This window comes from Citrobacter sp. 21OH12SH02A-Citro (assembly GCF_027919895.1).
Taxonomy (GTDB): Bacteria; Pseudomonadota; Gammaproteobacteria; order Enterobacterales; family Enterobacteriaceae; genus Citrobacter; species Citrobacter braakii.
Map to the genome: position 1 here is coordinate 4,785,931 of NZ_CP114801.1, position 19,821 is coordinate 4,805,751.

Here is a 19,821-nt window from a genome sequence, read left to right on the forward strand (position 1 = left end):
GGAGTCACAATGGAACAGGTTGTAATTGTTGATGCGATCCGTACCCCGATGGGCCGTTCGAAAGGGGGCGCGTTTCGGAACGTGCGGGCAGAAGATCTCTCTGCACATTTAATGCGTAGCCTGCTGGCGCGTAATCCGGCGCTGGAGCCAACCGCGCTTGATGACATTTACTGGGGCTGTGTGCAACAAACGCTGGAGCAGGGTTTCAATATCGCCCGTAATGCCGCGCTGCTAGCGGAAGTTCCGCACTCCGTTCCGGCCGTCACGGTCAATCGCCTGTGCGGTTCGTCCATGCAGGCGCTGCACGATGCGGCACGCATGATCATGACTGGCGATGCTCAGGCGTGCCTGATTGGCGGCGTTGAGCATATGGGCCATGTGCCAATGAGCCACGGCGTTGATTTCCACCCGGGTATGAGCCGCAACGTGGCGAAAGCCGCAGGGATGATGGGCCTGACCGCGGAAATGCTCTCCCGCATGCACGGCATCAGTCGTGAAATGCAGGACGCTTTCGCCGCACGTTCACACGCTCGCGCCTGGGCTGCAACACAGTCTGGCGCTTTTAAAAACGAAATCATCCCGACCGGCGGTCATGATGCCGACGGCGTGCTGAAGCAGTTTAACTACGATGAGGTTATCCGTCCGGAAACGACCGTTGAAGCGCTCTCCACCCTGCGCCCAGCGTTCGATCCGGTGAACGGAACGGTGACTGCCGGTACCTCTTCTGCGCTCTCCGACGGCGCAGCGGCGATGCTGGTAATGAGCGAAAGCCGCGCCCGTCAACTGGGTCTGACGCCGCGTGCCCGTATTCGTTCGATGGCTGTTGTCGGCTGCGATCCGTCAATCATGGGTTACGGCCCGGTTCCGGCCTCAAAGCTGGCGCTGAAAAAAGCGGGGCTCTCCACCAGCGACATCGGCTTGTTTGAGATGAACGAAGCCTTTGCCGCTCAGATCCTGCCGTGTATTAAAGATCTGGGGCTGATGGAGCAGATCGATGAGAAGATCAACCTCAACGGCGGGGCGATCGCCTTGGGTCACCCGCTGGGCTGTTCTGGGGCGCGTATCAGCACCACCCTGCTCAACCTGATGGAACGCAAAGACGTGCAGTTTGGTCTGGCGACGATGTGTATCGGGTTAGGTCAGGGTATCGCAACGGTATTTGAGCGAGTTTAATCAAAGATAAATTCCCAAATAATTCGCGCTGCATCGCGGCAGCCACTGAGCGAATCCCCGGGAACATAGATAACTATGTGACCGGGGTGAGCGCAGGCAGCCCACAAAGAGGCAGTGTGAATTATGACGGGGAAAGGTTTAGTTGCCGTTCTTCCCGCCTGTCAGGGGCGGGTTTTTTATTTCCCTGAACTACCACGCACCACTAACTGCACCGGCAGTAGCAGATTCTCTTCCTGATTTTCTTCCAGCAGTAAACGCAGCGCTTCACGCCCCAGCTGTTTTTTATCAACCGCAATGGTAGTCAGCGGCGGATGTGACCAGGACGCAGCATCGATATCATCAAATCCCACCAGCGCAAGATCTTCCGGGATACGTATACCCTGCTGCGCACACACCTGCTGAACAACCATCGCTGCAGCGTCGTTATAGGCAAAAATGGCATCGGGCGGCTCTGGCAGTCTGAGTAGCTCATTAACCGCATCCACCAGAGATTGCTCGGTATCCAGCAGCGGCGGCGCAACGACATCGTACTCTGGCGGCATTAGCAAACGGGCTTCATACAATGCCTGACGGTAGCCCTTTTCACGCTGACGGATGCTGTAGTGCGCGAGCGTACTGGCAAGAAAAGCAATGCGGCTGCTGCCTTGCGCAATCAGATGTTGCGTGGCCAGATAGCCGCCCAGGGTATTGTCAGGATTCACGCAAGGCAGTCCTGGCGCCCAGAGATCCACCAGCACCAGCGGCAATTTCATCTGTTGTAGCAGCCCAAGCAACTCAGGTTCAAAAAATCCCGCGCAGATCAGCGCATCAGGCTGGTGCAGCATCACCTGCTCACTCACTGCATCGCCTGGACCTATAGAGAGAAAGCTCAGCGCAACCCCCTTTTCGCGACACAGATCTTCTATCCCCAGCAGCAGTTGAGAGTAAAACGGTAAAGCCCGGCTGATATTGTGCTGGCGATGCAGTAAAAACAGGACACGTTTGATTTTATCTGCGCGTAGGCGTGAAAAATCATAACCCTGCTGCTGCGCCACTGAAATAATGCGCTGCCGGGTCTCTTCACGCAGCCCCGGTTGCCCTTTTAGCGCGCGGGAAACAGCGCCAACCGAGACGCCACAAGCGTCGGCAATGTCTCTGATACGTACATGTTTCGTCATTTCACTCTCATGGATTTACTGTGGCTTGTTGCGCCCCCAGCCAGGCTGCGCCGCGTACGCCGCTGCTGTCGCCGTGGCAGGCCTGAACGATCGGTGTGCGGCACTGCTTACCAAACACGTACTGCGCCACTCGCGCCTGTAAGCCTGAGTACAGTAAATCGATATTGGATACCCCGCCCCCCAGCACGATAACATCGGGATCGAGCATATTCACCACACTCGCCAACGCGCGAGCCAGTTGATCGCAATAGCGTTCCCACAACAAACAGGCGTCTGCATCACCCGATGCTACCCGTTGCATAATTTGTGGCACACCCATATGTTGCGCGGTGTGATTCATATACTGGCGCTCCAGGCCGCTACCGGAAATAAAGCTCTCAATACAGTTCAACTGTCCGCAATAGCATGTCACTTCAGCCCCGTCCCGAGATCCGTGGTAGCGCGGCAAGGCATTATGCCCCCACTCTCCGGCACAGGCGTTAGGGCCGGAGATCAACCGGTTCTCGATGCACAGACCACCGCCGCATCCGGTACCGAGGATCACGCCAAATACCACGCTATGCCCACGCCCACTACCGTCCATCGCTTCTGACAGGGTAAAGCAGTTGGCATCATTGGTAACGGGCACTGGCATTCCTAATGCACGCTCGAGATCTTGCGCAAAGGCTTGCTGATTCAGCACCAGAATGTTGGAATTCTTAATCAAACCTTCGCTATCCACCGCACCTGGCACCCCGATGCCAACCGATAAAGGCTGATTAATGGCCTGCATAGCCCTGGCTATCATCTCCGTCACGGCCTGGAAAAAATCACCGTAACGCTGCTTTGGTGTCGCACATCGTTCGCGGTAAACAATTTCACCCGCGTTATCAATCACCACCGCTTCGATTTTAGTCCCGCCGATATCCAGTCCGAGCCTCATGGTTTTTCCTCATTTGCCTCTCACAATGTGATGCGGTTTAGCTTGCCTATTTTGTTTACTAAACACATGGAGAGCTGTCACAAAAACTCAATTTATGTTTGAGTGACGGACATATTATGTTTACTAAAAAATAATTATGATGAGAAAGAGAGGCAATGACGCCAGGCCTGCGCCCTGCTAGTTGGAAGACAGATGATTGATGGATGCGCCGGAAGGGCTCCGGCGCACAGCGCTTAAATGAACGCGAAAGCGTCGCCAAACAGGCGATCTTCACGCGCACTGCGTTCATTACAGAACAGATCGCGCGCGATTTTGGCCATTTCAAAACGACCGGCAATGTAGATATCGTGCTCAGCCAGGGTACCGTAATCCTGCAATACCGCCGTTAACACGGTTCCCGTACGACCACGCCAGCCGTCTTCTGGCTGTTCCACCACTGGCTCAACGCGCAGATTCGGGTGATTAACAGACAACGCTTCCAGTTCGGAGAGATCGTAGAGATGCTTCTCTTCACGCCCACCCCAGTAAATGGTGATATCGCGGTTTGGATTACGCGCCAGCGCAGTAAGCAGAATGGAACGCACGTAAGAGAACCCTGTACCACCGGCAATCAGGATCAGCGGGCGCTCGTCTTCATCACGCAGCCAGGCTTCGCCATGCGGAATGTCGACCTTGATTTCCCGGTCTTTCAGAATGCGGTCCATCACAGCCATGGCATAAAGATTTAGCTCAGAGGCGCCAACGTGCAGCTCAATGAATCCTTGCTCGTCCGGCGTGGATGCCATGGAGAACGGACGCTTATCCCTTTCGTCCATCACGACCATTAAATACTGGCCAGCACGAAAGGAAAACGCCGCGTCTGGCACTAAACGAACGCGATATACGGTATCAGTGATAGCTTCTACCGAGGTCACTTTACAGCTTAAGGTTGTCATGCGCTCTCTCTGTCGGATCAATAGGCAAAACGATCGCGCCTCAGGCGCTTTTGCCGTCATTAAAGATGGCCAGTTCATCCCAAATTGCGTCAATACGCGCAGTTACTTCAGGATCTTTTTTAATCGGGCGTCCCCATTCGCGTTGGGTTTCACCCGGCCATTTATTTGTGGCATCCAGCCCCATTTTTGAACCCAGGCCGGAAACCGGCGAGGCAAAGTCCAGGTAATCAATTGGCGTATTCTCTACCAGTACCGTATCCCGAGCCGGGTCCATACGGGTAGTAATTGCCCAAATCACATCATTCCAGTCGCGTGCATTGACATCATCATCGCAGACAATAACAAATTTGGTGTACATAAACTGGCGCAAAAACGACCAAACACCCATCATGACGCGTTTGGCATGACCAGCGTACTGTTTTTTCATCGTCACCACGGCCAGACGATATGAACAGCCTTCCGGAGGCAGGTAAAAATCGACGATTTCCGGGAACTGCTTTTGCAGAATAGGAACGAAAACTTCGTTCAGCGCCACGCCAAGCACCGCGGGCTCATCAGGCGGACGTCCGGTATAAGTAGAGTGATAAATCGCCTCTTCACGCTGGGTAATGTGCGTGACGGTAAAGACCGGAAAGCTATCTACTTCGTTGTAGTAGCCGGTATGATCGCCATACGGTCCTTCCGGGGCCAGCTCACCCGGTTCGATATACCCTTCCAGCACGATTTCAGCACTGGCGGGCACTTCCAGATCGTTGGAAATACATTTGACCACTTCGGTCTTGGTGCCGCGTAACAGCCCGGCAAATGCGTACTCGGATAATGTATCAGGGACGGGCGTCACGGCCCCCAGAATGGTCGCAGGATCTGCCCCCAACGCCACCGAAACCGGGAAGCGTTCGCCAGGATGCGCCGCACACCACTCCTGGTAATCGAGCGCGCCGCCGCGGTGGGACAGCCAGCGCATAATAAGCTTGTTTTTGCCAATCAGCTGCTGGCGATAAATGCCCAGATTCTGCCGCTCTTTATGCGGACCACGCGTTACGGTTAGCCCCCAGGTAATCAGCGGTGCGGCATCTTCCGGCCAACAGGTCATAATCGGAATACGGTTTAAATCGACGTCATCACCGGAGTAGATTTTTTGCTGACAAGGCGCACCGCGCAACCGCTTAGTCGGCATGTTCAGCACCTGCTTAAACTGCGGCAGCTTATCAAACAGATCGCGGAATCCTTTCGGTGGCTCCGGCTCTTTCAAAAACGCCAACAGTTTACCGACTTCCCGTAGTGCCGAGACATCTTCCTGCCCCATCCCCATCGCAACACGCTTCGGTGTGCCAAACAGGTTACACAGCACCGGCATTGAATAGCCTTTAGGATTCTCAAACAGTAACGCAGGCCCGCCAGCACGCAGAGTGCGATCGGCAATTTCAGTAATTTCCAGGTGGGGATCCACCTCAAGCGAAATGCGTTTGAGCTCGCCCTGCTGTTCAAGCAGCGTCAGGAAGTCGCGTAAATCGTGATATTTCATGGCGTCCATTGTGGCCTCTTCGTAAGCGCTTCATTATACGGCGTTCATCATTGTGATGCTGTATTTTTGTTAAATTAGCGTGAACTCTGGCGATACATATAAGCCCTGGGAGTATATACCCGTTGGGTTTCAGCCTGCTTTGAGGTGGGTATAATTAACTTAACTCATGGCTTTTGCTATGCTAGCGCTCAGAACAAGCGAATAAGAGTTATTATGCAATCCTGGTATTTACTGTACTGCAAACGTGGGCAACTTCAGCGAGCCCAGGAACACCTGGAAAGACAGGCGGTGAACTGCCTGACGCCTATGATCACCCTGGAAAAAATGGTGCGCGGTAAACGTACCACAGTCTGTGAACCACTATTCCCTAATTACATGTTTGTCGAGTTCGACCCGGAAGTGATCCACACCACCACGATCAACGCCACGCGTGGTGTCAGCCATTTCGTTCGTTTTGGAGCGACGCCTGCGACCGTCCCATCCCCCGTAATTCACCAGCTTTCTATCTACAAGCCTGAAGGTATTGTTGACCCGCAAACCCCTCAGCCAGGGGACAGCGTGATTATTACTGAAGGGGCGTTTGAGGGACTGAAAGCGATCTTCACCGAACCGGATGGCGAAGCGCGTTCCATGCTGCTGCTTAACCTCTTGAATAAAGAGATTAAGCAGAGCGTGAAAAATACCGGTTTTCAAAAAATATAAGTCGTTTAGAAGGTCACTTCGAACAGCGTTCTGACGTTGGCATCAATGGTTGCTGACAGCCATTGAGGATCTTCCCCACGCCAGTGAGCAATTCGCTCAAGAATATGCGGCAGGTGCGCCGGTTCATTGCGACGTGACGTCGGTTTAGGCGTTAAGTCGCGGGGGAGCAGGTAAGGTGCATCGGTTTCTATCAGCAGTCTTTCCACCGGAATAAACGGCAGCAGATCCCGCAGTTCCATCCCCCGGCGTTCATCACAGACCCACCCGGTGATACCGATATAAAGCCCTCGGTCCACGCAGTCCTGCATCTCCTGGCGCGAACCGGTGAAACAGTGCAGCACCGCGCCTGGGAGGCTGTCGAGCCACGGCTCCAGCAACGTCAGAAAACGCTCATGCGCATCCCGACAATGCATGAAAATCGGTATCTGCAGTTCAGCAGCAATGCGCAGTTGCGCTTCAAAAGCACGTTCCTGCTCCTGCGGCGTGGAGAAATTGCGATTGAAATCCAGGCCGCACTCACCAATAGCGACTACCTTCGACTGGTTTGCCAGCGCGATGATCTCGTCTTCCGTTGAGGATTGCCATTGGCTGCTGTCATGCGGGTGCACGCCAGCCGTGGACCAGCAATGCGGATAATGCTGCGCCAGCTTTAACGCCTGCTGGCTTTCGTGAAGGTTTGTTCCGGTCAGAAGCATACCGTTTACGCCCGCAGCAAAGGCGCGCGCCACGACCTCATCCCGGTCTTTCGCAAATTGTGAACTGGTTAAATTAACGCCAATATCAAACATGCTTCCTCCCATATGACAACCGCCCTGGCGGGCGGTTGAATTTATTCTTCAGTTTTCTCGGTGGCTTCGGCTTCTTTTGCTTCTTCAGCCTCGTTGTCCTCATCCCGCGTACGTCGCTTACCGACATAGAAACGAGAGAAGAAAACACCCACCTCGAACAGGCAGTACATCGGTATCGCCAACAACGTTTGCGAGAAGACATCTGGCGGAGTCAGTAGCATCCCGACGACAAAAGCACCCACCACAACATAAGGACGTTTTTTGCGTAAATCATCTGGCGTCGTAATGCCCATCCAGCATAGCAGCACGATGGCGACAGGCACCTCAAAAGAGACACCGAAAGCCATAAATAGCGCCATTACAAAGCTGAGATAGCTGGCAATGTCCGTTGATACCTGCACGCCTTGCGGAGCCGTGTTGGCCAGAAAACCAAACGCTAACGGGAAGACAACAAAATAGGCGAATGCCATGCCGATGTAGAACAACAACGAACTGGAGACCAGCAGCGGAACAACCAGACGGCGTTCATGTTTATACAACGCTGGCGCAATAAATGCCCACACCTGGTAGAGGATCACTGGCGCTGACAGGATCAGCGATACCATGAAGGTCAACTTGATTGGGGTAAAGAACGGCGAAGCCACATCGGTGGCGATCATCGTTGCACCCTGCGGCATCTGTTTAATCAACGGCGCCGCGACCATATGGTAAATGTCGTTGGCAAAGTAAACCAACGCCAAAAAGATCACGATTACCGCAATGATGCAGTTCAGGAGTCGCTTACGCAGCTCAATAAGATGCGTGATGAGCGGTTGGGTATCTTCTACAGCCATGTTTACGGTTTATCACTCGACGAGGGGGAGGATTCGGCAACAGGTGCGACAGCTTTCTTTTCTGCATCCATTAACGTAGCGGAAGTGTTTTCCGTTGGCTCTGGCGTTTTAGCACCCGTGGATTCCGGTTTTTGCTCCGGCGAACTGGCCTGGTTTTCAGCGGCAGCAGGGGTGACCCCTTCTCGCTGCGCTTCAGCTTCTTTCACCACCGGATTATGGATAGTGTGCGCTTCATCGCTCTCTTTCTCAGGATCGTGCACACTGTAAGAACGCTTCATCGACTCTGCCGCTTCACGCAGCTCATCCATTGAGGCTTTCAACTCCGGGGTCAGATTTGTCAGGCTCGCTTTCTCTACTTTCTTCAGGCTGTCCTGAAACTCCTGAAGCTTAAGCTCCTGGGTCAGTTCATTCTGAACAGTAGTTGCCAGGGAACGCAAAGCACGAACCCAACCAGCAACCGTTTTTACCGCTACAGGTAAACGTTGCGGCCCCAGGACGATGAGGCCGATCACGAACACCAATAACAGTTCGCTAAAACCGATATCAAACACGGATTATACCTGCTCTTTATCTTGGCTTTTGGCGTCTTCTTTTTTCACTTCGCCCTGCTTATCGGTAATGGATTTAGCAGTAAAATCAGCGTCCTGGCTGGTTTTATCTTGCTTTGGCTCATCATCACCCATTGCTTTTTTGAAGCCTTTAATCGACGCGCCAAGATCGGAACCGATGGAGCCGAGTTTCTTGGTGCCAAATAGCAGTACAACGATGACGGCAATGATCAACAACTGCCAAATACTGATACCACCCATACATGTTCCTCTGTCATAGATGATGAATTAATAAGGCCGTAGTATACGTTACACGACCTGCCTAGGGCGATGAAAAATTCAGCGCATTTTGCGCCAGCCGATCAACCAGGCTAAGACACCGCCGGCCATTAACCAGCCCGGCATAAGCCCCCACTCAGGACGGCTTACCAGCAGGAATGTTCCACTGAGCAACAATGTTGCACCAATGCCCAATAAATAACGGGATTGTCCCTGACGTACATGATTCGCGTGAAGCTCGCGGGCAATCTTATCAACACTGTGCTGTAAATATTTGCCCTGGCGCAAACTGTCATACACCAGTTCAGGTATTTCTGGCATTTTTTCGACCCAGAACGGTGCTTTTTCTTTAAATGCTCTAACAAGCGCCGGAATACCGACCTGATCTTTGATCCAAGATTCGAGGAAAGGCTTGGCCGTTTTCCACAAATCTAACTGCGGGTAGAGCTGACGTCCGACACCTTCTACGTACAGCAGCGTCTTCTGTAGCAATACCAGTTGAGGCTGAACTTCCATATTGAATCGGCGCGCTGTGTTGAACAAATTTAACAGCACATGACCAAAGGAAATCTCCGCCAGCGGTTTTTCGAAAATCGGCTCGCACACGGTACGAATGGCAAATTCAAACTCTTCTACGTTGGTATCCGGCGGAACCCAGCCAGAATCCACATGCAGTTCAGCAACTTTGCGGTAGTCGCGGTTAAAAAACGCGATGAAGTTTTCAGCCAGATAACGCTTATCTTCTTTGTTTAAAGAACCCACAATCCCACAATCAATACCAATGTATTTCGGGTTTTCGGGATGCTCATAGCTCACGAAAATGTTCCCAGGGTGCATATCCGCATGGAAAAAGCTGTCGCGGAATACCTGAGTAAAGAAGACCTGAACACCGCGTTCAGCCAGCAGCTTCATATTGGTGCCGTTCTTCTCAAGCGAGGTGACATCTGAAACGGGAATACCGTAAATGCGCTCCATCACCATCATGTTCTGACTGCAATAGTCAGAGTACACTTCCGGGATGTACAGCATTGGGCTGTCTTCAAAATTACGTCGCAGCTGAATCGCGTTCGCCGACTCGCGCAGCAGATTCAGCTCATCAATCAACGTTTTTTCATATTCACGGACCACTTCTGTTGGTCGCAGGCGGCGGCCGTCTGGCATCAGGCGAGGTACCCAACGAGCAAGCCGGTAGATCAGTTTTAAATCTGCTTTGATTACCGGCAGTATGTCCGGGCGGATAACTTTGATCACCACCTCTTTCCCATTCGATTTCAGTCGCGCGGTGTGAACCTGAGCAATAGACGCGGATGCCAGCGGTGTGATCTCAAAATCATCAAACCATTCTTCGACGGGCAGCCCACCCATCGCCTCTTCGATTTGTTCTTTCGCTCTTTGCCCATCGAATGGGGCTACCCGATCCTGCAATAGCGCTAGCTGATCGGCGATGTGCGGAGGGAAAAGATCACGACGGGTAGAGAGCATTTGCCCGAACTTGATCCACACCGGGCCGAGCTCCTGTAAAGCCAGTCTCAGCCGTTCTCCCAGCGGTTTGTCTTTATGTCGGTTGGGCATCCAGAACAGCGTGTAACGCCACAGCCGGAGCGGCAGCGTGATACGCATTTTGGGGATGAGTTCATCAAGACCGTAGCTTAAAAAAGTGCGAATGATGAAATAAAGGCGCCGTACTTCACCTGGCGTCATTTGGCCTCCAGTTTTTCCAGCCGTTTGGCCAGAGATTCGACCGCACGCTCAACGGCTGCCGTTTCTTCTGCAAACCATGCAACCTCAAGCGGACCAGGAGCCATACGCCACTCTTCGGTGATCGCTTCGGCAACATAGCGCTGCTGGCGTTGAATGTTGTGGCACAGGAACTTCGCTCCACCACGCAAAACTTTGCTGACCCCTTCCGCGACGATATCGCCGGTATAAGGTGCTAACAGTTCTGCGGGATCAAACTCCGCCAGATCGGCCAACGCGACAAAGTTCTGTACCACCTGGATATCGCCCTGAACCTCCAGCTCACCACTGCGGATAAGCGTGGTGAGTTGCTGCCGGTCGCGTAATTTCGGTAACACGCTGGCATGTGTGATTACGGTGCAATCGGCTTCGCCTTCCCATGCCCCCAGCACATCGACCTGGCGCTCACTAAACACCAGCACTAACGGTGTTGAAAATCCTTTGAGCTCAACACGCAGCACTTTGCCCTGTAAACGCGTTCTGGCTGACTTGAGCGCAGGAGAACGATACAGAAAGGTGTTAAGCAAATTTTCAACGCCGGCGGTCACTAAGGGTTTTAAAGGCATCCCCAATCTCCTGTCAGAACTTGTAACCACGATGCAGCGCAACGACACCTGCCGTCAGGTTGTAGTAATCAACGCTTTCGAACCCGGCATCTTGCATCATTGCTTTTAAGGTGTCCTGATCGGGATGCATGCGGATGGACTCCGCCAAATAGCGATAACTGTCTGCATCGCTTGCCACCATAGAACCAATGCGCGGCAAAACGTGGAAAGAGTATGCGTCGTAGGCTTTGCTCAGCGGTTCGATAATCGGCTTGGAGAACTCCAGCACCAGTAGACGTCCGCCCGGCTTCAACACGCGATACATAGATCGTAATGCTTTGTCTTTATCCGTTACGTTGCGCAGACCGAAAGAGATGGTGATGCAGTCAAACGTGTTGTCTGGGAAAGGTAATGCTTCCGCATTCGCCTGAACGTACTCAACGTTACCCACGACGCCGATATTACGCAGCTTTTCACGACCCATTTTGAGCATTGAGTCGTTGATATCCGCCAGCACAACTTTGCCAGTTTCGCCTACCATGCGAGAGAATTTCGCCGTCAGATCGCCCGTACCGCCCGCCAAATCGAGAACGGTTTGCCCGCGACGCACGCCACTGCAGTCAATGGTGAAGCGCTTCCACAAACGATGAATGCCAAATGACATTAAGTCATTCATAACGTCATATTTAGACGCCACAGAATGAAAAACGTGGGCCACCATGTCAGCTTTCTGCTCTTTAGCGACGGTCTGAAAGCCAAAGTGCGTCGTTTCTTGTGAATTATCCACCATCTCAGTGCCTGCTCATCCAAAAAATGTTCAAGAAGTGTAACAGATTGGGCCAATTTGCCCTACCCTTCTGCCCGGTTCAACTACCCCAAACGGACTAGTTTGATTGCTGGTTTACTGCTTCATCATCAGGGTAAGGTTCATCCTGCTGCGTTTCAGGGACCGAACGCAAGCGGTACTCTTCATCCTGCGTAGTGGCTTGTTCAGCCAGTTCAGGATTAATCTCGCGCTTAATTTCCACGCCTAAACTGCGAAACGCTTCTGCCTGCGACAGGACGTTTCCACGACCTGAAGAGAGTTTTTTCATCGCCTGTCGGTAGTTATCCTGAGCTTTATCCAGGCTTTGGCCAATTGCCGACATATCATCCACAAACAATCGCATCTTGTCATAAAGTTTGCTGGCCCGATCGGCAATCTGTTGCGCATTACGACTCTGATGCTCGTAGCGCCACAAGTTGGCAATCGTGCGCAATGCCACCAACAACGTGGTAGGGCTAACCAGCATAATGTTATTTTTAAGGGCTTCGGTAATCAGTTCAGGCTGTCTATCGAGCGCCAGTAAAAAAGCAGGCTCAACGGGGATAAACATCAGCACATAGTCAAGTGTGCGCAGCCCAGGAAGCTGCTGATAGTCTTTGCGCCCCAGCAGACGGATATGGTTTCGTACCGAGGCGATGTGCTCCTGCAACGCGCTCTCGCGGGTGTATTCATCTTCAGCATTAAAATAGCGTTCATAGGCGACCAGCGTCATTTTCGCGTCGATCACCACATCTTTGCCCTGCGGTAACCGGACGATGACATCTGGCTGCATCCGCGAACGGGCGTCGTTCTCAATGCTGACCTGGGTTTCGTATTCATAGCCTTCGCGCAGACCGGAAGCCTCAAGCACCCGTGTGAGTACGACCTCGCCCCAGTTGCCCTGCGTTTTGTTATCGCCTTTTAATGCCCGCGTCAGGTTTACCGCTTCCTGCGCCATCTGCGCGTTCAGTTGCTGCAGATTACGAATTTCGTGCGCCAGAGTATGGCGTTCTTGCGCCTCTTTACCAAAGCTATCCTGAACCTGGCGTCGAAAACCGTCCAGTTGTTCGCGAAGCGGTGTAAGCAGACTGTTCAGGCTTTGGCGATTTTGCTCATCTACACGACGGTTGCTGTGCTCGAAAATACGGTTCGCCAGATTTTCAAACTGTTCGCTTAGACGCTGTTCGCTGTTGATCATCTGGCGGATTTTATCTTCCGCATGCTGCTGCGTCGCTTCCAGTCTGGTAGTGACTTCACGAAGATCGGCTTCCAGAGAGGTGTTGATGCTGTGCAGACTGCGCAATTCGTTATTGAGTAGTTCGCACTCATCGCGCCAGTGGGCTTCCTGTGAGAGCTGCTGGCGGGCGGCGCTTAGCGCAATATCCAGTTCGCGTCGTTCTTCGATGAGGTCAGCACGGATCCGATCGGCGTGCGCTTTTGTTGCCAGCCATCCCACCAGCAGCCCTGCGGCTAACGCCAGCACGGCACTCATCATAATTGAAATATCCACAATGCCCCCTTACAGCAACGACTTACCCGCACAAAATAGAATTGTGCTGTATAAACGTCCAGTTTAAAAGGAATTTCCTGCGAGGCACTACGCAAAATAAAAAGGCCGAACGCGTCGGCCTTTTTGAAAAGACGGGAGAATTACAGTAAACGACGCGCAGCTTCCACCACGATTTTCACCGCGTGGCTTTCTGTTTGTTTCATCGTTTCCGCATTAGGGATCTCTTGCTGAGTACGGTTCACGATAACACCCGCGACCATACCGGCACGCAAACCCTGGCTTGCGCACATGGTGAGCAGCGTAGCAGATTCCATTTCGTAGTTCATGACGCCCATAGACTGCCACTCTTCCATTGAGCCTTTGAAACGGCTCACTACGCGACCAGAGAAGGTGTCATAACGCTCCTGGCCCGGATAGAAGGTATCAGAAGACGCGGTAACGCCTACGTGGGTGGTGGCGCCGATAGATTTCGCCGCTTCCACCAGCGCGGTGGTGCACTCGAAGTCCGCGACGGCCGGGAATTCCATTGGCGCGAAGTGCAGGCTTGCACCGTCCAGACGGACAGACGCCGTGGTGACCAGTACATCACCTACGTTGATATGCGGCTGGATAGCACCAGTCGTACCGATACGCAGGAAGGTACGAATGCCCAACTGTGCCAGTTCTTCTACGGCAATAGAGGTTGACGGACCGCCGATACCGGTAGAGCACACGATCACGGCTTTACCATCCAGCTCAGCACGCCAGGTAGTGAACTCGCGATGAGATGCCAGCTTAACCGGCTTATCCATCAGCGCGGCGATCTTTTCCACACGCTCCGGGTCGCCAGGGACGATAGCGAGCTGAGCCCCTTGTAAATCGTTCTTAGTGAGGCCGAGATGAAAAACATCAGACTTAGACATAAAAACTCCTCTGTGAATCGGTTTTGTCAGAAGAAGCAAAAACACACTTTACCGAAGGCATGAACATATTTTCGTGACAGTCATCACTATGATGTAAATAAATTGCATTCCATTACCATAAAATAGTGACTTGAATCACATAAATGATGCGATGTAAGGAAGCCCTGCACAAAAGATAGACCGTTTAAGGCAATGTGGTTCGTTGCATGTGTCTATAGTTAACAATGCGCTTTTTGGCTGAATATTTAAGGGTACGGAGAATACCATGACAACACGACAATCTGGCTTTGCACCTGCTGTATCTCCACCGACGTCTACCACGGTTCACACTCCGGATAACGCCATTATCGCCGGTGTAACATCCATACCTTCACAAGGCGATGATATGCCAGCGTATCACGCACGACCAAAACAGTCCGATGGCCCGCTGCCTGTGGTCATTGTCGTGCAGGAGATTTTTGGCATTCATGAACACATTCGTGACGTTTGCCGCCGTCTGGCTCTGGAAGGGTATCTGGCTATCGCACCAGAGCTCTATTTTCGTGAAGGCGATCCCAATGACTTTGCCGATATCCCTACGTTGCTCAGCAGCCTTGTCGCCAAAGTACCTGACTCTCAGGTATTGGCAGATCTGGATCATGTCGCCAGTTGGGCTTCTCGTAACGGAGGAGATGCCCACCAGTTGATGATCACCGGATTTTGCTGGGGTGGACGCATCACCTGGCTGTATGCAGCTCATAATCCGCAGTTAAAAGCGGCGGTAGCGTGGTATGGCAAACTGGTGGGCGATAAAACTCTCAACTCGCCGAAACATCCTGTTGATATCGCGACCGATCTTAACGCCCCTGTTCTGGGACTTTATGGCGGCCAGGACACCAGTATTCCGCAAGATACCGTTGAAACAATGCGTCAGGCGCTGCGTGCCGCCAATGCAAAAGCGGAAATCGTGGTCTATCCCGATGCCGGACATGCGTTTAACGCCGATTATCGTCCGAGCTATCACGAAGAGTCCGCGAAAGATGGCTGGCTGAGAATGCTGGAGTGGTTCACACAATACGGCGGGAAGAAATAAACGTTAATTGCCCGGCGGCAACTACGCCTTACCGGGCCTACAACTCTTGCTATTTCCTGTAAGCCGGGTCAGCGCTTGCGCTTCCCGGCCACCGGCACGGAATTACGCCTGACGCAGGTTCTGCGCGGCTTTGACCATGTTCGCCAGCGCGGCGCGGGTTTCCGGCCAGCCGCGCGTTTTCAGGCCGCAGTCCGGGTTGACCCACAGACGCTCGGCCGGAATACGCTGCTCGGCTTTCTTCAGCAGGGCTTCAATCCACTCCACGCTCGGGACGTTCGGCGAGTGAATATCGTATACGCCCGGCCCGATTTCGTTCGGATAGTCGAACTCTTCAAACGATTCCAGCAACTCCATATCAGAGCGTGAAGTCTCAATGGTGATCACGTCCGCGTCCAGCGCCGCAATGGAGTCCATGATGTCGTTGAACTCGCAGTAACACATGTGGGTGTGGATCTGGGTTTCATCCTTCGCCACCGCCGCGTTAATGCGGAAGGCTTCCACGCCCCACTCCAGATACGCCGCCCAGTCGCTGCGGCGCAGTGGCAGACCTTCGCGCAGTGCCGGTTCGTCAATCTGGATAATGCCAATACCCGCCGCTTCCAGATCCGCTACCTCATCACGCAGCGCCAGCGCAATCTGCTTAGCGATGGTTTCACGCGTCACGTCTTCACGCGGGAATGACCAGCAGAGAATGGTCACCGGACCGGTCAACATGCCTTTTACCGGTTTGTCGGTCAGCGACTGGGCATACTTCGCCCACTCCACGGTGATCGCTTCCGGGCGGCTGACATCGCCAATAACCACCGGTGGTTTCACGCAGCGAGAGCCGTAGCTCTGTACCCAACCATTCTGGGTAAAGACGAATCCGTCCAGGTGCTCGCCAAAATATTCCACCATGTCGTTACGTTCGGCTTCACCGTGCACCAGCACGTCGAGCCCCAGACGTTCCTGTTCAACAATCGCCTGTTTGATATGTTCCGCGATACCGGTGCGGTAGTTACTTGCATCCAGGTTGCCCTTTTTGAAGTCCAGACGCAGGCCGCGAATTTCCGTGGTTTGCGGGAATGAACCGATAGTGGTAGTCGGCCATGCCGGCAGATTAAAGCGGGCACGCTGCGCTTCGGCGCGAACCGGGTAAGCGTTGGCACGTTGGCTGTCCTGGGCGGTGATCGCCGCCAGACGTTTTTCCACTGCGGCGTTGTGTACGCGGGTAGAGTGACGACGAGCCTGGATCGGTGCGCTCCACGCCACAATTGCCGCCGTATCACCGCTGTTCAACGCATCACGCAGCAGCGCCAGCTCGCCGCATTTTTGTAAGGCGAAGGCAAACCAGCTCTTCACTTCTGCATCAAGGCGGGTTTCCACGCTGAGATCGATTGGGCTGTGCAGCAAGGAACAGGAAGAAGCTACCCACAGGTCACGTTTACCGACGATATCTTTAATTTGCGCGTATTTTTCGCTGAGATCGGCACGCCAGACGTTGCGACCGTTAACCAGCCCCGCTGACAGCAACCAGTCGGCAGGCAGACGCTTGTGCAGCTCGGCCACTTCATCTTTACCGTGCACGAAGTCAACGTGCAGCCCCTGCACCGGCAGCGCGGTAATGGTATCCAGGTTTGGCGTTACGCCTTCGAAGTAGGTGGTCAGCAGCAGCTTTACCTGACCCGTCAGCGCGTCATACGCTGGTTTGAAGGCGTTCAGCCAAACCTGAGGCAGCTCCAGCACCAGAGCCGGTTCATCAATCTGCACCCACTCAATACCGCGTTTCGCCAGCTCAGCCAGCACCTGCTGGTAAACCGGCAGAATATCGTTCAACAGGCTCAGGCGGTCAAACTGTTCGCCCTTCACTTTCCCCAGCCACAGGTAAGTTACCGGTCCCAGCAGCACAGGTTTCACCTTGTGACCGAGCGCCAACGCTTCATCCACTTCATCCAACAGTTGGGTCCAGGTCAGTTCGAACTGCTGACCTCTGGTGAACTCTGGCACCATGTAGTGATAGTTGGTGTTAAACCATTTGGTCATTTCTGCCGCCGCCGCGGGCTCCCCGGTTGGTGCGCGGCCACGGCCAATGCGGAATAAGGTATCGATATCGACCGAGCCGTCTTTATTTTGATGACGAGCCGGAACGTTGCCGAGCAGCAGGCTGGTGGTCAGCACGTGATCGTACCAGGCAAAATCGCCCACTGGCAGCAGGTCAACGCCCGCCTGCTTCTGCTGATCCCAGTGACGGGCACGCAGCTCGCGGCCAACGGTTAGCAAATCTTCACGGGAAGAATTTCCCGCCCAGTAGCTTTCTTGCGCTTTTTTCAGCTCGCGACGCAGGCCAACGCGAGGGAAACCGAGGGTGTGATTAAGTATTGTCATTTTTCTTCCTCTAATTATATGTAAATCCTATTGATTTTTAATTTAGGGAAGGTGGCAAATTTATTCATCCCAGGAGCTTACTGAAGTAAGTGACCGGGGTGGAAAAACGCAGCCAACGCACCATAAATTTAAAAGACGAAGGATTTTAGCCATCCAGATGTTTACACATCCATAATTGACAGTTACTGTATATTCCTCAAGCGCAATTTGTTCATGCCGAAGTGAAGGACTTTCATGATCGAGATTAAACACCTGAAAACGCTCCAGGCGTTGCGGAATAGTGGTTCGCTGGCGGCCGCAGCGGCGACGTTGCATCAGACCCAATCCGCCCTCTCTCACCAGTTCAGCGATCTGGAACAGCGCCTTGGCTTTCGACTTTTTATCCGTAAAAGCCAGCCTCTGCGCTTTACGCCGCAAGGCGAAATTTTGCTGCAGTTAGCAAATCAGGTGTTGCCGCAAATTGGTCGTGCGCTGCAGGCCTGCAACGAACCGCAGCAAACCCGGCTGCGGATCGCTATTGAATGCCATAGCTGTATTCAATGGCTGACGCCCGCGCTGGAGAATTTTCGTGCCAACTGGCCGCAAGTGGAGATGGACTTTAAATCCGGCGTGACGTTCGATCCGCAACCAGCGCTACAACAGGATGAGCTGGATCTGGTGCTGACATCCGACATTCTGCCGCGTAGCGGACTGCACTACTCGCCGATGTTCGATTTTGAAGTCCGCCTGGTACTGGCGCCGGACCATCCGCTGGCCAGCAAGACGCAGATCACGCCGGAGGATTTAGCCAGTGAGACGCTGCTTATTTACCCGGTGCAACGGAGTCGACTGGATGTCTGGCGGCATTTCTTGCAGCCTGCGGGCGTTAGTCCGTCGCTGAAGAGCGTGGATAACACCCTGCTGCTGATTCAGATGGTTGCAGCCAGAATGGGTATTGCAGCTTTACCGCACTGGGTGGTGGAGAGTTTTGAACGCCAGGGCCTGGTGGTGACCAAAACCCTGGGTGATGGATTGTGGAGCCGGCTGTACGCCGCCGTGCGCGATGGCGAGCAGCGACAGCCAGTCACGGAAGCGTTTATTCGCTCAGCGCGGAATCACGCCTGCGATCACCTGCCGTTTGTACGGAGTGCGGAACGACCCACTTTCGATGTACCCACAGTGAAGCCACTATCACAGCCGCACCAATGATGAAGCTTGGCCAGTGAGGCTGTTGATGCCAGATAGCCAGGTTAACCAGCAGCCCGGCCGGCACATGCATATTGTTCATGATGCCCAGCGTCCCCGCATCCACCTGGGTCGCGCCGTAGTTCCACATAAAGTAACCAATGCCGGACGCTGCCACGCCAAGAAAGACCAGAATTCCCCACTGTAGCGTGGTTGCAGGCATTTTCTGCGCATTCCCCAGCATGAACCAGGCCACGACCGCCACCATAAAGGCCCCCATGTAAAACCAGGCAAAGGCGTTGTGCTGCGGCATTGGCCGCGTTTCCATCAGACGCTTGTAGCCCACCATGCCAATAGCAAAGCTGATATTGGACAACTGCACCAGCAGCAGGCCGGTCCAGAAGTGGCTGGTCACCTGATCGTAACGAATGATCCCCGCACCAATCACCGCCAGCAACGCACTGAAGGCGTAGCTCCAGCGCAGACGACGTCCGCTCATCAGGTCATAAATCAGCGTAATGTAGAGCGGCGTCAGCACGGTAAAGAGCAGCAGTTCTGAAACCGTCAGGTACAGATAGGCGTGAAAACTCAGCATATACATAATGCCAAGCTGCATGGCGCCCACCAGCATATACAGCGCGATGGTTTTTACGCTATGCCCACGGGTACGTAAAAACGGCAGGAACACCAGCGCCGCCAGCCCAACGCGCACCAGCACCGCAAAATAGCTATCGACATGACCGGCAAGGTACTCGCCAAACAGGCTAAAGGAAAAGGCCCACAGAATTGTGGTAATGATGAGTAACGCCACAATGGATGTCTCTTAACAAAAGGTACGCCCATTGTAGCGAAGTTTTAAG

General features: G+C 53.4%; 19 protein-coding genes. 4 read left to right on the forward strand and 15 right to left on the reverse strand.

Annotated elements, in window-relative coordinates; translation table 11 throughout:
- Positions 1-9 precede the first annotated feature (9 nt).
- Complete coding sequence (gene fadA / locus O6D90_RS23000; protein ID WP_016155148.1) at positions 10-1,173, forward strand: acetyl-CoA C-acyltransferase FadA; 1,164 nt, start codon at positions 10-12, stop codon at positions 1,171-1,173.
- Between the two features lie 176 nt (positions 1,174-1,349).
- Here the strand turns inward: fadA and O6D90_RS23005 are convergent, their stop codons facing one another.
- The 4 genes from O6D90_RS23005 to ubiD all read right to left on the reverse strand — a co-directional run bounded on the left by O6D90_RS23005 (position 1,350) and on the right by ubiD (position 5,721).
- Positions 1,350-2,330: a LacI family DNA-binding transcriptional regulator gene (locus tag O6D90_RS23005; RefSeq protein ID WP_016157857.1), complete on the reverse strand. Its 981-nt coding sequence runs from the start codon at positions 2,328-2,330 to the stop codon at positions 1,350-1,352.
- Positions 2,331-2,337: 7 nt separating this feature from the next.
- Complete coding sequence (locus O6D90_RS23010; RefSeq protein WP_016157856.1) at positions 2,338-3,252, reverse strand: ROK family protein; 915 nt, start codon at positions 3,250-3,252, stop codon at positions 2,338-2,340.
- Between the two features lie 233 nt (positions 3,253-3,485).
- Positions 3,486-4,187 (reverse strand): NAD(P)H-flavin reductase, encoded by a 702-nt coding sequence (fre, locus tag O6D90_RS23015; RefSeq protein WP_003828903.1) that lies wholly within the window; start codon positions 4,185-4,187, stop codon positions 3,486-3,488.
- 40 nt (positions 4,188-4,227) lie between these two features.
- Positions 4,228-5,721: a 4-hydroxy-3-polyprenylbenzoate decarboxylase gene (ubiD, locus tag O6D90_RS23020; RefSeq protein WP_016155145.1), complete on the reverse strand. Its 1,494-nt coding sequence runs from the start codon at positions 5,719-5,721 to the stop codon at positions 4,228-4,230.
- Positions 5,722-5,925: 204 nt separating this feature from the next.
- On the opposite strand from ubiD, the gene rfaH reads away from it, so the two are divergent.
- Positions 5,926-6,414: a transcription/translation regulatory transformer protein RfaH gene (gene rfaH, locus O6D90_RS23025; protein WP_016157855.1), complete on the forward strand. Its 489-nt coding sequence runs from the start codon at positions 5,926-5,928 to the stop codon at positions 6,412-6,414.
- Positions 6,415-6,419: 5 nt separating this feature from the next.
- Here the strand turns inward: rfaH and tatD are convergent, their stop codons facing one another.
- The 9 genes from tatD to udp form a co-directional block, all read right to left on the reverse strand.
- Positions 6,420-7,202 (reverse strand): 3'-5' ssDNA/RNA exonuclease TatD, encoded by a 783-nt coding sequence (tatD, locus tag O6D90_RS23030; RefSeq protein WP_016157854.1) that lies wholly within the window; start codon positions 7,200-7,202, stop codon positions 6,420-6,422.
- 41 nt (positions 7,203-7,243) lie between these two features.
- Positions 7,244-8,035, reverse strand: a complete 792-nt coding sequence (gene tatC, locus O6D90_RS23035; protein ID WP_016155142.1) for a Sec-independent protein translocase subunit TatC — start codon at positions 8,033-8,035, stop codon at positions 7,244-7,246.
- A gap of 2 nt (positions 8,036-8,037) precedes the next feature.
- Positions 8,038-8,586, reverse strand: coding sequence for a Sec-independent protein translocase protein TatB (gene tatB / locus O6D90_RS23040; protein ID WP_016155141.1), 549 nt, complete (start codon positions 8,584-8,586; stop codon positions 8,038-8,040).
- 3 nt (positions 8,587-8,589) lie between these two features.
- Positions 8,590-8,844, reverse strand: coding sequence for a Sec-independent protein translocase subunit TatA (gene tatA / locus O6D90_RS23045; protein ID WP_003017888.1), 255 nt, complete (start codon positions 8,842-8,844; stop codon positions 8,590-8,592).
- A 78-nt stretch (positions 8,845-8,922) separates the two neighbouring features.
- On the reverse strand, positions 8,923-10,563 hold the full coding sequence (gene ubiB / locus O6D90_RS23050) for a ubiquinone biosynthesis regulatory protein kinase UbiB (protein ID WP_016155140.1): 1,641 nt from the start codon (positions 10,561-10,563) through the stop codon (positions 8,923-8,925).
- Positions 10,560-11,165: a ubiquinone biosynthesis protein UbiJ gene (ubiJ, locus tag O6D90_RS23055; protein WP_016155139.1), complete on the reverse strand. Its 606-nt coding sequence runs from the start codon at positions 11,163-11,165 to the stop codon at positions 10,560-10,562. The genes ubiB and ubiJ overlap by 4 nt, the downstream gene beginning before the upstream one ends.
- A gap of 13 nt (positions 11,166-11,178) precedes the next feature.
- Positions 11,179-11,934, reverse strand: coding sequence for a bifunctional demethylmenaquinone methyltransferase/2-methoxy-6-polyprenyl-1,4-benzoquinol methylase UbiE (ubiE, locus tag O6D90_RS23060; RefSeq protein ID WP_003017897.1), 756 nt, complete (start codon positions 11,932-11,934; stop codon positions 11,179-11,181).
- 94 nt (positions 11,935-12,028) lie between these two features.
- Positions 12,029-13,459 carry a DNA recombination protein RmuC gene (rmuC, locus tag O6D90_RS23065; protein WP_019078423.1) on the reverse strand — a complete coding sequence of 477 codons (1,431 nt, stop codon included), beginning with the start codon at positions 13,457-13,459 and terminating at the stop codon, positions 12,029-12,031.
- A gap of 140 nt (positions 13,460-13,599) precedes the next feature.
- Entirely contained in the window at positions 13,600-14,361 is a 762-nt protein-coding gene (udp, locus tag O6D90_RS23070; protein ID WP_006686084.1) for a uridine phosphorylase, read from the reverse strand.
- Between the two features lie 265 nt (positions 14,362-14,626).
- On the opposite strand from udp, the gene O6D90_RS23075 reads away from it, so the two are divergent.
- Complete coding sequence (locus O6D90_RS23075) at positions 14,627-15,433, forward strand: dienelactone hydrolase family protein (RefSeq protein WP_016155137.1); 807 nt, start codon at positions 14,627-14,629, stop codon at positions 15,431-15,433.
- A gap of 102 nt (positions 15,434-15,535) precedes the next feature.
- Here O6D90_RS23075 and metE read toward each other — a convergent pair whose 3' ends face one another.
- Positions 15,536-17,797, reverse strand: a complete 2,262-nt coding sequence (metE, locus tag O6D90_RS23080) for a 5-methyltetrahydropteroyltriglutamate--homocysteine S-methyltransferase (RefSeq protein ID WP_016157853.1) — start codon at positions 17,795-17,797, stop codon at positions 15,536-15,538.
- A gap of 234 nt (positions 17,798-18,031) precedes the next feature.
- Here metE and metR point away from each other — a divergent pair, with 234 nt between their 5' ends.
- Positions 18,032-18,985 carry an HTH-type transcriptional regulator MetR gene (gene metR / locus O6D90_RS23085; RefSeq protein WP_003017908.1) on the forward strand — a complete coding sequence of 318 codons (954 nt, stop codon included), beginning with the start codon at positions 18,032-18,034 and terminating at the stop codon, positions 18,983-18,985.
- Here the strand turns inward: metR and O6D90_RS23090 are convergent.
- Positions 18,873-19,772 (reverse strand): carboxylate/amino acid/amine transporter, encoded by a 900-nt coding sequence (locus O6D90_RS23090; protein WP_016157852.1) that lies wholly within the window; start codon positions 19,770-19,772, stop codon positions 18,873-18,875. The genes metR and O6D90_RS23090 overlap by 113 nt on opposite strands.
- Positions 19,773-19,821 lie beyond the last annotated feature (49 nt).

Bases quoted from the DNA above. Each gene is read 5' to 3' on its own strand.
- tatD (WP_016157854.1), bottom strand. From the start codon at position 7,202: ATGTTTGATATTGGCGTTAATTTAACCAGTTCACAATTTGCGAAAGAC.
- metR (WP_003017908.1), top strand. From the start codon at position 18,032: ATGATCGAGATTAAACACCTGAAAACGCTCCAGGCGTTGCGGAATAGT.
- fre (WP_003828903.1), bottom strand. From the start codon at position 4,187: ATGACAACCTTAAGCTGTAAAGTGACCTCGGTAGAAGCTATCACTGAT.
- ubiJ (WP_016155139.1), bottom strand. From the start codon at position 11,165: ATGCCTTTAAAACCCTTAGTGACCGCCGGCGTTGAAAATTTGCTTAAC.
- O6D90_RS23010 (WP_016157856.1), bottom strand. From the start codon at position 3,252: ATGAGGCTCGGACTGGATATCGGCGGGACTAAAATCGAAGCGGTGGTG.
- metE (WP_016157853.1), bottom strand. From the start codon at position 17,797: ATGACAATACTTAATCACACCCTCGGTTTCCCTCGCGTTGGCCTGCGT.
- tatC (WP_016155142.1), bottom strand. From the start codon at position 8,035: ATGGCTGTAGAAGATACCCAACCGCTCATCACGCATCTTATTGAGCTG.
- tatA (WP_003017888.1), bottom strand. From the start codon at position 8,844: ATGGGTGGTATCAGTATTTGGCAGTTGTTGATCATTGCCGTCATCGTT.
- fadA (WP_016155148.1), top strand. From the start codon at position 10: ATGGAACAGGTTGTAATTGTTGATGCGATCCGTACCCCGATGGGCCGT.
- ubiE (WP_003017897.1), bottom strand. From the start codon at position 11,934: ATGGTGGATAATTCACAAGAAACGACGCACTTTGGCTTTCAGACCGTC.
- ubiB (WP_016155140.1), bottom strand. From the start codon at position 10,563: ATGACGCCAGGTGAAGTACGGCGCCTTTATTTCATCATTCGCACTTTT.
- O6D90_RS23075 (WP_016155137.1), top strand. From the start codon at position 14,627: ATGACAACACGACAATCTGGCTTTGCACCTGCTGTATCTCCACCGACG.
- rfaH (WP_016157855.1), top strand. From the start codon at position 5,926: ATGCAATCCTGGTATTTACTGTACTGCAAACGTGGGCAACTTCAGCGA.
- O6D90_RS23005 (WP_016157857.1), bottom strand. From the start codon at position 2,330: ATGACGAAACATGTACGTATCAGAGACATTGCCGACGCTTGTGGCGTC.
- udp (WP_006686084.1), bottom strand. From the start codon at position 14,361: ATGTCTAAGTCTGATGTTTTTCATCTCGGCCTCACTAAGAACGATTTA.
- ubiD (WP_016155145.1), bottom strand. From the start codon at position 5,721: ATGGACGCCATGAAATATCACGATTTACGCGACTTCCTGACGCTGCTT.